General features: G+C 29.4%; 11 protein-coding genes. 1 reads left to right on the top strand and 10 read right to left on the bottom strand.

Going from position 1 to position 13397, the window contains the following annotated elements; genetic code table 11:
• Window positions 1-380: 380 nt before the first annotated feature.
• Complete coding sequence (locus ACGH80_RS11095; RefSeq protein WP_411631157.1) at window positions 381-671, bottom strand: hypothetical protein; 291 nt, start codon at window positions 669-671, stop codon at window positions 381-383.
• A gap of 283 nt (window positions 672-954) precedes the next feature.
• Between ACGH80_RS11095 and ACGH80_RS11090 the strand changes: the two genes are divergently transcribed.
• Window positions 955-1221: a GrxA family glutaredoxin gene (locus ACGH80_RS11090; protein WP_034912061.1), complete on the top strand. Its 267-nt coding sequence runs from the start codon at window positions 955-957 to the stop codon at window positions 1219-1221.
• A gap of 60 nt (window positions 1222-1281) precedes the next feature.
• On the opposite strand, the gene tsaB is transcribed toward ACGH80_RS11090, so the two are convergent.
• The 9 genes from tsaB to msbA (ACGH80_RS11045) all read right to left on the bottom strand — a co-directional run bounded on the left by tsaB (window position 1282) and on the right by msbA (ACGH80_RS11045) (window position 13242).
• Window positions 1282-1962: a tRNA (adenosine(37)-N6)-threonylcarbamoyltransferase complex dimerization subunit type 1 TsaB gene (gene tsaB, locus ACGH80_RS11085; RefSeq protein WP_065589347.1), complete on the bottom strand. Its 681-nt coding sequence runs from the start codon at window positions 1960-1962 to the stop codon at window positions 1282-1284.
• A gap of 22 nt (window positions 1963-1984) precedes the next feature.
• On the bottom strand, window positions 1985-3895 hold the full coding sequence (locus ACGH80_RS11080) for an ATP-dependent DNA helicase (protein ID WP_411578928.1): 1911 nt from the start codon (window positions 3893-3895) through the stop codon (window positions 1985-1987).
• Between the two features lie 367 nt (window positions 3896-4262).
• Entirely contained in the window at window positions 4263-5453 is a 1191-nt protein-coding gene (locus tag ACGH80_RS11075; protein ID WP_174799106.1) for a glycosyltransferase family 9 protein, read from the bottom strand.
• Between the two features lie 21 nt (window positions 5454-5474).
• Window positions 5475-6428, bottom strand: a complete 954-nt coding sequence (locus tag ACGH80_RS11070; RefSeq protein ID WP_174799105.1) for a glycosyltransferase family 8 protein — start codon at window positions 6426-6428, stop codon at window positions 5475-5477.
• A gap of 50 nt (window positions 6429-6478) precedes the next feature.
• Window positions 6479-7468, bottom strand: coding sequence for a glycosyltransferase family 2 protein (locus ACGH80_RS11065; RefSeq protein WP_174799103.1), 990 nt, complete (start codon window positions 7466-7468; stop codon window positions 6479-6481).
• 89 nt (window positions 7469-7557) lie between these two features.
• Window positions 7558-8538 (bottom strand): glycosyltransferase family 8 protein, encoded by a 981-nt coding sequence (locus ACGH80_RS11060; RefSeq protein WP_174799102.1) that lies wholly within the window; start codon window positions 8536-8538, stop codon window positions 7558-7560.
• Between the two features lie 23 nt (window positions 8539-8561).
• Window positions 8562-9638, bottom strand: coding sequence for a glycosyltransferase family 10 domain-containing protein (locus ACGH80_RS11055; protein ID WP_174799100.1), 1077 nt, complete (start codon window positions 9636-9638; stop codon window positions 8562-8564).
• Window positions 9639-9721: 83 nt separating this feature from the next.
• Complete coding sequence (msbA, locus tag ACGH80_RS11050; protein ID WP_174799165.1) at window positions 9722-11461, bottom strand: lipid A ABC transporter ATP-binding protein/permease MsbA; 1740 nt, start codon at window positions 11459-11461, stop codon at window positions 9722-9724.
• 44 nt (window positions 11462-11505) lie between these two features.
• Entirely contained in the window at window positions 11506-13242 is a 1737-nt protein-coding gene (gene msbA / locus ACGH80_RS11045; RefSeq protein WP_174799098.1) for a lipid A export permease/ATP-binding protein MsbA, read from the bottom strand.
• Between the last annotated feature and the right edge of the window lie 155 nt (window positions 13243-13397).

Here is a 13397-nt window from a genome sequence, read left to right as displayed (position 1 = left end):
GCCCGATGCCCGATGCCCGATGCCCGATGCCCGATGCCCGATGCCCGATGCCCGATTAAGTCCATATTTTATCATAACTTTATTATTCCTCATACTTATTTTTATTGATTTATTATTATAAAATAAACAATTAACATCATTTTTGGTAATTCCAAAATGGAACTATAATGTATAATAATTCAACTTTATTTTAGAATAAAAATTTCATTTTTCACCTACTTTTTTGTAAAGTTTTGTTAAGCATATAAAAATCCTTAACCAATCGAACCACTGTATGTGTGGTTAACTTTTCCTCTGTTTATAGAATTGGTAAGGTATTGATGCTACATACATTGGTTTTTATGGTAAGTTTTAATGCATTGAAATGCCACTGTCACAACCTATAATTTTTTCTTATCATCATCAGTTATGCGTCTTCCGCTATTGTCATACCACCAATAATAAGTCGATTCAACTTTAAACGGATGCTGTGGATCAGCATTATCTATATTATTATAATTCTCAACCCTATCTAAATTGTTTGATGTATAAGTTACCACTTTAAAATCATTAAGCGTTAAATTACCATCAAATCCGTTCACTTCACTAGATTTTATAGTACCACTCACCTCACTATAAAAAACACCGTTGACAGTACAACCATGTTTATCTGCACTCGATAATGCCACCACTTGCTGGCATTCCTAGCAATGACCAGACTTGAAGTCGCTTTTAGTATTGCATTAGCTGAACTAACTATAGCCAATTGTGATAGTAAGATTAAGCTGGTTTTGATGCCAGACTATTTTACAATAAACTTCTTTCCCCAACTTTTTGTAAAGTCTTGTAGTCACGTTAGCTTTTCAATTTCATCATTAATAGATATAATCTATTTAATCAACTATATTTAACAACTTTTCTTTAATTTAAAGTAACGTATAGTATTTATATGTAAAAAACTTATTCGAGGTGAAAATGTATACTGTAATTTTTGGGCGTCAAGGTTGTCCTTATTGTGTTCGAGCTAAAGAACTAGCTGAAAAACTTTCTCAAGAGCGTGATGATTTTTCTTATCGTTATGTTGATATTAACGCAGAAGGCATTACTAAAGAGGATCTGTCTAAAAGTGTTGGTAAACCTGTTGAAACAGTACCTCAAATCTTTATTGATGAAAAACCAATCGGTGGTTGTACTGATTTTGAAGCTTATGCAAAAGAGCATTTAGGTTTATTTAAAGAATAATGTAAACGAGTGTATTAAATTCAAGCCACCATTTGGTGGCTTTTTAATATTTACTTGTTATTAACGACCTGGTAGTTTTTTCCAAGTTACCTCGTTACGTAAATAAGTTGGTTCTACTTGCTCAACATTAACTACTTCATTCTTTAACCATTTATTCTTAGCAAGAACGACTAGATCCTGTGCGTGAGGTAATAAGATATCACTCTGTCTTATTCCTTTAATCATATCTGGATAAGTTTGCCAACCAGTGCCAGCACAATAACTATCATTACCTATATTTTCCACTTTTTCTATTACTTTTTCAGGTGCAATAACACATTCTGAAATAACTGTTTGCCATTGATTATTGCTGTAAGAGTATTGTCCTAAATAGACTTCACCCATTCTGGCATCAATTGTAGCAATGACTTTTGTGGCTTTTTGTGTTCGATATACACCTTGAGCCAAGGTCATCAACGTTGAAACTCCTATCATTGGTTTGTCAATGCCTAATGCTAAACCTTGTGCAACACCAATGCCAATTCTAACGCCAGTAAAACTACCAGGCCCTTGCCCAAAGGCTATGGCATCAACTTGAGCAAGTGAACAATCTGATAGTACAAGAAGTTTATCCACCATTGGTAATATTTGCTTAGTATGATCGCGTGCTGATATGATGAAATCATGAGTGATTTCATTACGGTAAAGTAAAGCTACCGAACATGCTTCTGTTGAGGTATCAATAGCTAAGATAGTACTCATTTCTTTTCCAAAATATTTAAGTTTATAAGTTAGTTTTAGATAATAAAAAATTAATAACTTTATTTACATCTCGTGTTCTTGGCGATGGAGGTAAACTATTAATAAAGGTTGCGCCGTAAGGTCTCATAACCAAGCGATTGTCACAAATAATAATTGCTCCGCGGTCATTATGATGGCGAATTAATCGACCTACACCTTGTTTTAAAGTAATAACAGCTTCAGGTAATTGCACATCATTAAATGCATCTCCACCTTGCATTTGGCAATCCTCCATACGAGCTTTTATTAAAGGATCGTCTGGAGATGTAAATGGTAATTTATCTATAATAACACAAGATAAGGTATCGCCCCGAACATCAATACCTTCCCAAAAACTACTGGTAGCAATTAATAAGGCGTTTCCGCTATGTATAAATTGCTCAAGTAATTTTACTTTGCTTGTTTCACCTTGTACTAATACTGGTAATTTGGTGAGTTCTTTAAACTGTTTTGCTAAAGCATTCATCATGGCATAAGAAGTACATAGGAAGAAACAACGACCATTGTTTGCTTCAATAACTGGCAATAATATATCGACCAATTTTTCAGCATTACCTTGTTCATTAGGAGAAGGAATATAACGCGGAACACACATGACAGTTTGATTTAAATAATCAAATGGGCTTTCTAAAATAAGGGACTCGGCATTTGTAAGACCAAGGCGCTTAGTAAAATAATCTAATTTATTATCAACAGACAAGGTTGCCGAGGTAAAAATCCAACTACCTTTACGTTCTGCTAATAGTTCAGAAAATTTATCGGCCACTGATAATGGCGTTATCGCAAAAACAAAATGATTATAAATACATTCATACCAATAACTAAATCCAGTTACATATGTTTCACTTAATTTTTTTAATAAGCTGATGTATTGATTTACTCGTTCAAAGCAGTTATCTAATGCTGTAGATCGCCCTATTGCCAACATTAAAACCTCACGACAAAAATCTAATGCATCATAAAGATAAGATAACTCTTTTTTTATTGCTTGCTGTTTGAATAACACTCGCAAATTACCTTTAGGTGGTTGCTGATTAATTGCAATACGCAAATCTTGAACACTTTTTTGCAATTTATCTGCACACTGCTGTAGCTGAGACATATCTTTTACTTCAGTGCGATAGCTAAGTGTTATCTCTTTTGCAAGTTCTAGTAGCTGACGACTAGTTAACTGTTGTCCAAAATAGTGACAAGCCAGATCTGGTAACTGATGGGCTTCATCAAAAATCATTACATCAGCCTTAGGAATAAGCTCACCAAAACCTGTATCTTTTACCACAACATCGGCTAAAAATAGATGGTGATTAACAACCACAATATCCGCATTTAAAGCACGCTTACGAGCCTTAACAACATAACAATCATTATAATGTTCGCAGTCACTTCCAAGACAGCTTTCGTTTGTACTGGTCAATACTGGCCAAATTGGGTTTTCTTCCGTAACAGTTATACATTTGCTAATATCTCCATCTTTGGTTTTAATTGACCAATTTTTGACACGAACTAAATCAACACGTAAATTTTTATCAAGATCTCCGGCAGCTGCATATTGATTATACAATCGTTCTAAACAAAGATAATTCGACCTACCTTTAAGAAGAGATATTTTGCCAGTGTAATTTAATGCTTTTTTTATTATTGGTAAGTCTTTGCTGAATAACTGTTCCTGTAAATTTTTAGAGCCAGTTGAAAGTATTACTTTTTTATCACTACGCAGTGCGGGTACTAAATAAGCAAAAGTTTTACCTGTTCCAGTTCCAGCCTCAACAACAAGAGCATGCTGTTTTTTTATTGATTCAGAGACTTTACTTGCCATATTGCGTTGTGGCTCTCTTGCCACAAACCCATCTATAGCCTTAGCAAGTAAACCATCCTCTGCAAAATCATCAATCACTTAAATATACCCAATAAAAAGCTAAGTTCAACACACCAATAAAATTAAGAAAATATATTCTAAGAAAAATAAAATGTTATGAAAATATAATGACTCATTTCAAAAATGAGATGAATTTATTATTGCTGAATTGAATAATTAAAAAAACTTAATATACTATATCAATTAATATTTTCAAAATATAGGTATCTACAAAGCATAGTATATTAACTACTTGAAACTGCCAGATATAGCATAAAAATTAAAATTTGAGTTTTTATTTATTACCAATTTTATTAACAGTTAATTAAAAATAAATTATTGCATCATCCTCTTTTACAATTATGATCATCACAATATTACTATTTTGTATATTAATTAAGTGAATTTATCCTAAATAAGGTGATATACATCTGCTAAATTCATCATTGTCTACTTTTGCTAAAAAAGTTTTATAAAATACAATTTGTTTCGCATTCGGATTATTAGGAGACCAAATTTGATCATAACAATATGGTATTTCTACTAATAGATTATTTTTTTTCAAATAGGAACTATCTACCAAATTATTACACGTTTGTCGGTAATAGTCTTTCCATTTTTTACGCATTATTAAATTAAAATCGTCTGTTTGTTCAAATAGATTTGATTCTGAATAAATGGTTAAACATGGTTTATTGAATGCTGCTGTAATATGCACTATAGAAGTATCAACAGTAATAACATATTCAGCTTTTTTGATTAAAGCAATGACATCTAAAATGGTGTTTGATTTAAATATTAATCCTAAGTCAAGTTTAACATTTTTAAGTTTATTGGGTTCACCAATAAAAATAATTTTATGATCTGGTTTGTTTTTTTTCATGAGTGAAACAATATGCTCCATTTGCCATTGAGACAATTCACGCTTTCTTGCTCCACCAAAAGGGTTAATAATAACAAATTTATCTATATTATTTTCTAATATAAAATCATCAACATTTTTTTTATTATTATCTAAAGTATAAAGATCATAGTTTTCACCATAATTTTTAATGTTCATATACTCATATATTTTATTTAATTGATTAGTAATATGAACATTATTATAATAAGGAATTGAAATATTATATGATTTTACATTACTTTTATTAAACCCCATCAAATGAGTTGAGTTAGTAAATGCACAAAATATAATTTTACGCATTTCAAATGAATAAAATGGTCTTGTATCAATTACTAAATCAAAATGATGCTTTCTGATTTTTTGTATAGTTTTAAATAAATCCTTTAATGAATAATCATTATAACTAAATGTTTCTATAACATTAGGATTATTTTTAAGAATTTCTAAACTTGATTGTTGCGAAGAAACATAAACATCATAACCAGCTTGAGCAAGATTTTTTATTAAAGCGGTAGTTACAACCATGTCGCCAATTTTATCATTACGAGCTATTAAAATAGTTTTTATTTTTGACAGTTCAAATATCGTTTTTCTTTTAGGAAAGAAACACATTAGAATTTTATTTAAAAAGTTAAAAAAATATAGTTTTATTTTTTTTCGAATAAACTTTAATTGCCAAGAAAAATGACTCATAACTAGAATTCCTATGATATTTTATTTCTTTTTTCTGTATTTTAATAATAAGTATTGAATGAAAAATTTTATTCCTTTATAAAAGTCACCTTTTCTAAAGAATGATTTCGCATATATACGATAGTCATTAACTCTCATTCTAGGTAGATAACTTTCTAAAGGTTTATTAGCCCATGGTGTAAAATGCTTATAAAATACATATAAATTTTGTGCTATTCCTTTATGTTCTTGATACCAAGGTTTTCTAGCACCAGTAAAGTGGATAAAAAATGGTAGAATATCTTCATTATCAAAGATTTTATTCTTTTCTGTTTCAGTCATCCATGTAAATAAATAATTCCATCTACAATCAATATACTTAACTTTATTTTGAAGAATAAGATTTAAGGCATCCTGATCAGGGTAAACAAGTCTATATTGTTGCGGATTTAACAAAACTAAATTAACTTTATTTTCTATGTCAGAATCACACCAATTTTTTGTATTAATATAGAGAAAACCGGAATTAAAATAATTATCTGAACTTAACTCCAAACGAGTAATATTTTTTTCAATATTTTTTGAAATTAGAGAGTCAGAGACAACAGCACAAACCACTGAATCAATATCAATCTGATTAATTAATGATATATCACGAAAACATAATATATCAGCATCCAAATATATAAATTTATCAACTTCATTCTTCAGTAATCGAGGCACAAGAAGTCGAATATACATTGATCGATTGATATGCTGTAATTGGTGTTCAGTTTGGTATTTATCTAATTCATTGTTTTCAATAAAATAACTTTTAATAGAAACATTCAATTGTTGTAATTTATGAACAGCTTCTTTTGGAACATCATAAAGAAATACATGAAATTGAAGATGGTTACCTAAATTATTTAATTGAATTGATTTTATTGCTATAGCTACATATTCGAGATAATTACCATCAGTACAAAAGGCTATATTTATCACTTCATTTTTCATATAAATTCCTTGTTATAGCATTAACAATAAATTACTGTTTATATATTGAGTTATTTTCCAGTTTCACGCCTGATATATCGATAGTACAAACTACCCCAAAACCAAATAACTAGACAATTACTTTTTATTATATTCATTTTTTTGATATCACTTTTTGGTAAGTACTTTTTATTTACCAATTTCATATCACTAGTAAATTTAAGATCTTTATTTAAATAATAATAAATTTTTTTATAATTAAATTTTTTTAAATATTCAATAAGAAGTCTTACTTTTAATTTAATTACTATAGATTGAACTCGCTGGTGAATCTCTTCTTTGTCGTTTTTATTGTAATTATGCTTCAAATAAAACTCAATTCGTTCCCAAGTTACTATATTCTGTAAATATAATTCAATAGTAGCAATTGAATTTGTTACTGATTTTTCTCTATATAAATAGTTGAATAAATGTTCTTTAACTACAGCAACTTCGCATTGGCTTATAGCTTTAATAGTAAAAAAAATATCTTCACAAATTTTAAGATCAGTATCAAAAGTAATATTTTTATCGATTAAAAAAGAACGCTTAATTAGCATGCCTGAAATATGAAAACTTTTTTTGATAAAACTATTAAGTATATTTCCCTCTTCAAAAGGTAAATATTCTTTAATACTTTCATTCTTTTTTACTCGATAAAAACCACAATAAACAATGTTAAAATTGGTTTGTTGTTGGCGAATTAACATTTTCTCAAAAAAAGAAGATTCATAAGTATCATCACTATCTAAAAAACAGATAAACTCACCTGACGCATATTTAAGAGCATTATTTCTGGCAGCAGACACACCACTGTTATTCTGATGATAAACAATAATTTTAGCATTTTTTTGTTGGTATTCATCTATAAATATACCTGTGTCATCAGTTGAACCATCATCTATAATGATTATTTGATAATTTTGATACGTTTGCTCTTCTATTGATTTTAATGTTTTTTCAATAACATCTCTTGTATTGTATGCTGGTATAATTACGGATATAAGAGGAGTATTATTCATATATGCCTTTAGTAACTTTTTAATTATAAATATATTGATTATCTAAAACTACTTATTAGGATAAATATAAAAAAATGATCATTGTTTGATTATTTTTTAAATAATTTATGTTTTAAATATAACAAGTAGTAAAGAAAAGCACAGATATATTTTCTTTGAGTGATTAAAAATTTAGCATAACGTCTGGTTGTAGATGGGGAAAGATTATTTGCTAAGGCTAGCTTGGCTTGATACCAAGGTGAGCCATCAATAAAATTTTGATAAATTGATGTCAAATAGAGTTTAAACCAAGGTTTACTTCCCGAAGTATAATGTATAAAAACTGCACCCTTTTCAGCTTTTTGCTGATCCTCATGGCCGCCAACACTTAACAAAGTAAGACAATTATATTTTGTGGGTAAGTAATAAATATTATTACTTAATAAAATATTTAGCACATCCTGATCGGGAAATTTATAAGCAATCCCTTCATTTAATAAATTAAGTGCTTTTTCTGTGATATTAGCCTCATTCCACTTTTTCAAGTTGTATAACAAAACTCCAGAATTAAAATAACTACCATACTCAATTTGAAATTTTTTACATTGGGAATTTTGTGTATTTTCAACATCAGGTACTGCAGCAATAACTTTACCAGCTATATTTAAACTAAATAGTTCATCCAATGATGCCAAACATAAAGTATCACTATCAACATAAAGTAATTTAGTAACTTCTTTAGGAATAACTAATGGAGCAATAATTCGCAAACAAGCAGAAATAGGAAAATATTTTGTATTGTTAGCGTGAATCTTAAATTTATCATTCAGATAGTATTGCGTTATTGAAACATGATTTGATGAAAGCTGTTCTATTTTACATTTATTATCATTTGATACGTTTTGCATAAATAAATGAAAATGTAATTTTTTATTTGGATTATTGCTAATAATAGAATACATATTAACGCCAGCTGGTAAAGCATAATTATCATCAAAGCATAGCAAAATATGCCATTGTGTATTAGTATCATTACTTTCATTATCAATAATAGTTTTTTTACCTTCTATGAACTTAGTTACATCTATCATCTATAATAACCACTTTGAATTATTTAAAAATAACCTTCTATATATGTTTTGTACATATAGTCTTCATTATTACTAAATTGTTGAACAGTCATGAAATTTTTCATAATTGCGTTTTTTCTGGATATATAATCAGCTTCTGAACATTGTTTAATAATATTTTCGATGTTATCAATTTCGCTTTCTTTAACTCTAATGATACCATCTTCATCGAAAAATTGATTTATTTTACTAGCACCTATATAAATAGGCACAGTTTGTGTGGCAAAACAATTTGTCAACTTTTCAGTAAAACAATACCCAGATATTTCATTTTCAAACACAATAGAATAACGGTAATCTTTCAATGTTTCATAAGGATTAACAAACTCTCCACCATCAAAAGTTCCAAAAGTATCAACCTTAGGATGATTTTTTAATTTAATCGCAGTTAAAATTCTTTTTAGATGCAATTCACATAATTTTTTATTTGACGATAATATTGAGATATCTTTATTTTTTTCATAAAACAAATTTTGTTGAAATATCTCATCTAAGTTCGGTAGCATTACAAAATCACCAGAAAAAAGCTTTATATCGGCACAAAAAGGAACAAATCTTGCATTAGGTATTTCATTTAGAAGTTGTTCATCATAAGTAAAAATCAAATCAAAATCTTTTTCTAATCCACTATATTTTTGAAATATCTCATAACTATCAGGCTTTATACCTTTAGTTTCAACCAAAGCACCAAAACGGCCTGTTGGAGATCCCATTGTCTCCAACATACGTCCATGAGTATAAAGATGCAATGGAAGTTCAAAATTATATTTATCCCAATATATCAGATTACTTGTTTGTGAAGATGCATTCGGTTTGTAATTATCCCTTAAAAAAATAACTCTTAATCTTTCTCCCTTTTTATTATAAATTTCAGGCTCAACAGGACATAATCGAACATTATGCTTATAAATAGGAATATAAATATCTTGATATACTTTAGCTTTCTTTTTAGACAAAATATACGGTGGAGTGCTACCATACTTTTTGGTTAGAAAATATTTCTTTTTTTTATCTTTCACAAATAAACAAGCACAATCTGTAACAATTCTTTTAAAACTCATGTAATATCTTATCTCCTAAATTGCCTATATTCTATTGAGTTTAATAATGATTAATGAACTATTTCTTATAACAACATTACAGCTTATAAATGATTTGCTTGATATAATTTATTATAAACACCATCTTTTAGAAGTAATTCATGATGTGTTCCCTGTTCTATAATCTCTCCGGCATCAATAACTAGTATTTCATCAGCATTCTCAATGGTTGATAATCGATGTGCAATAACAATTGAAGTACGCCCTTTTTGTAGTTCAGAAAGCGCTTGTTGTATTGCATATTCCGATTCAGTATCTAAGGCTGATGTTGCTTCATCTAAAATCAATATAGGATTATCACGTAATAGCGCTCGAGCAATTGCTATTCTTTGCCTTTGCCCTCCAGATAATAGTATTCCACTTTCTCCCACTTTAGTATTAAATCCATGCTCACTTTGCATTATAAAATCATAAGCGTAGGCTTTTTTTGCAGCTTCTTCTATTTGTTGTTGTGTATATTCACCAATTCTTCCATAGGCAATGTTATTAGCAATTGTATCGTTAAAAAGATGAATGTTTTGTGATACTAAACCTATTTGATCACGTAAACAATGTAATGTAAAATCATTAATGTTATGTCCATCAATTAAAATTTGTCCTTTAGGTACATCATAGAAACGAGTAAGTAAGCTTGCTATTGTCGTTTTTCCTGAACCGGAGCGACCAACTAAAGCTATTGTTTTTCCTGAAGGGACAGAAAAACTAATGTCTTTAAGAGCTGGCTCTTTTCTAGTTTCATAACTAAAAGTAACGTGATCAAATACAATATTTCCTTTTACACGATCAACACTAATAGATCCATTATCTTTTTCTAAAGGTTGTTCAAAGATTGCAAATAAAGTTTGACAAGCAGCCATTCCTTTTTGAAAATTTGCATTAACACTGGTTAAATTTTTAATAGGTTGCATTAATGCTACTAGCGATGAAAAAACGACAGTAAATTCTCCAGCTGTAATATTTAAATCAGGATCACTTGCGGTTAATAACACAAAAGCAATAGCAAATGAGATCACCAATTGTATTATTGGCGTTGATAGTGCGGAGATAGAAACTAAACGCATTCCATCACGGCGAAATTTATTGCTAACTTTTTCAAAATTTTTTGATTCTTCATTCTGTGCACCAAAAACAATAATTTCCCTATATCCCTTTAGCATTTGCTCAACTGCCATGGTGACATTTCCCATAGAATTTTGCATGTTTTTTGCCAATTTTCTAAATTTTACTGAAATAAAAGAAATTAATCCAATTACAATAGGAGTGACAACAAGTAAAGATAGTGATAATTGCCAACTATTATAAAACATTGTATAAAATAGCCCACATATAAAAGCTGATTCACGAATTATTGTAATTAAAGCATCCGATGAAGACGCTGCGACCTGATCTGTATCATATGTTATTCGCGACAATAACCTTCCTGTTGAGGATTGATCGTAAAAACTTACAGGTGCATCAACAAAATGTGCGAAAAGCCTTTGTCGAATGCGCATGACAATTTTACCAGAGATCAATGCTAATAATACAGAATAACCATAATTAGCAATACCACGAATAAACACTAAACCAAAAATATAGATAGGTGCCATATATAAAAACTCTCGGTCATTCATTGAAAAACCAAGATCAAGTAAAGGGCGTAATAGGCCTATTAATGAAGTATCGGCAAATGCACTAATTATTAACAAAATTATTGATATAAATAATACTAATTTATGTTGAGCAATATAGGGCCATAACTTAGTAAAAGTACACCAAGTTGAAGAGTCCTTATCAATATTGATACTTTCTTTATGATTATTTTGATTCATATTCATTATTTAATATATTATGATTTGAATTGCATTTTATGCATTAAGGCATAAATACCATTTTGTTCAATAAGGCTATGATGATTACCATCTTCTACAATTTCACCATTATCAATGACTAAAATTCGATCCGCTTTTTCAATGGTTGATAATCTATGAGCAATAACAATCGAAGTCCTATTTTTTTGTAAAACTTCAATGGCTTCTTGTACTAACCTTTCAGATTCATTATCTAGTGCTGAAGTCGCTTCATCCAAAATTAAAATTGGATTATTACGTAACAAAACTCTCGCAATAGCAATGCGTTGCCGTTGTCCTCCTGATAATAAAACACCATTATCACCTATTTCCGTATCTATTCCATTTTCTAGTTTATTTATAAATTCCATGGCATTAGCCAATTCAGCAACCTTAATTATTTCTTCTTGGCTATGTAATCCTTTTTCACCATAAACAATGTTATCTGCAATGGTACCATTAAATAAGTGCACTCGTTGAGAAACATACCCTATATGATTTCTTAATGACTTTAAGGTATAATCTTTAATATTAATACCATCTAAAAGTATTTCTCCTTTTTCTAAATCATAAAATCTTGGAATCAAACTTGCAATAGTTGACTTACCTGCACCTGATCGCCCTACTAAAGCAACCGTTTGACCAGCTTTAATTTTAAAATTAATATTATTAAGTACAGATGTACTGGTTGTAGGGTATTGATAGGTCACATTTCTAAATTCAATATTTCCAGTTATATGATTTGCATCAATTGTACCTTTATCTTCTTCAAGTGGAGCTTCTAAAAGCCCGAACAATGATTCACACGCTACAGCACCTTTTTGTAATTCAACATGTAGACTTGTTAACTCTCGCAAAGGGCGCATTATAGCTATCATTGCTGAAAAAACGACAGTAAAAGAGCCAGGAGTAATATCTAAACTCCGACTTGCAACAAGATATAATATTAAGGCTAGACCTAAAGTTGCAATCATTTGAATGATTGGTGTTGATAATCTTGAAACCATTTCAATCTTCAACATATCTCGCCGAAAAATATTAGTAATTTTATTAAAATTATTTTTTTCATACTCTTTAGCATTAAAAATTAAAACATCTTTATGGCCTTTTAACATTTCATCAGCCGAAGTTGTTATTTCACCCATACCTTTTTGCATTGACATTAATGTTTTTCTAAATTTTTTTGCAATAAATTGAGCAACACCAATTATTAATGGTATAAGAAAAATTAGCACTAATGCCAATTTCCAACTGCCATAAAACATAACAAAACATAAACCAATCGCATAGGTTATTTCACGAACAAGAATAATTAAAGCATCGGATGAGGCTTTAGAAAGCATCTGAGTATTATAGGTAATAATGGAAACAAGATCTCCCACAGAATGTTTATCATGAAAACTTACAGGACTTTTTAGCAAATGATTAAATATCATTTGCCTAAATTTAGTTATAACTTTACCAGATAACCATGAAAGACAGTATGTAGAAGCATAATTTGACAATCCACGTAATGCAATCAAACCAATAATTGCTATAGCAATGTAAACTAACAAAATGTAGTTTTTATTCATTAAACCATTATCTAGCAACGGTTTGGTTAGAGATATTAAGGTCGAATCTGTAGCTGCATTTAACAAAAGCCCTAGTATAGCAACAAATAAAGCTTTTTTATATTGTTTGACAAATGGCCATAGTTGTATAAGCGCAGTCAAAGAATTATATTTTTTGGGCATAATAATTTTTACAAAATAACAAATTTTATAGATTATACTATAAAAAAGCCGTATTGATTAAATTATTGAACTATTATCTGATCCTCGCCAAAAAAGTGGACAAAAGTCACCTCTATGATATAAACAAAAATCATAGGAGACAAATATCATGGTCA

It is taken from the genome of Gilliamella sp. BG1, assembly GCF_046635625.1.
Classification (GTDB): domain Bacteria; phylum Pseudomonadota; class Gammaproteobacteria; order Enterobacterales; family Orbaceae; genus Gilliamella; species Gilliamella bombi.
This window is presented reverse-complemented; position numbering and strand designations above follow the sequence as displayed.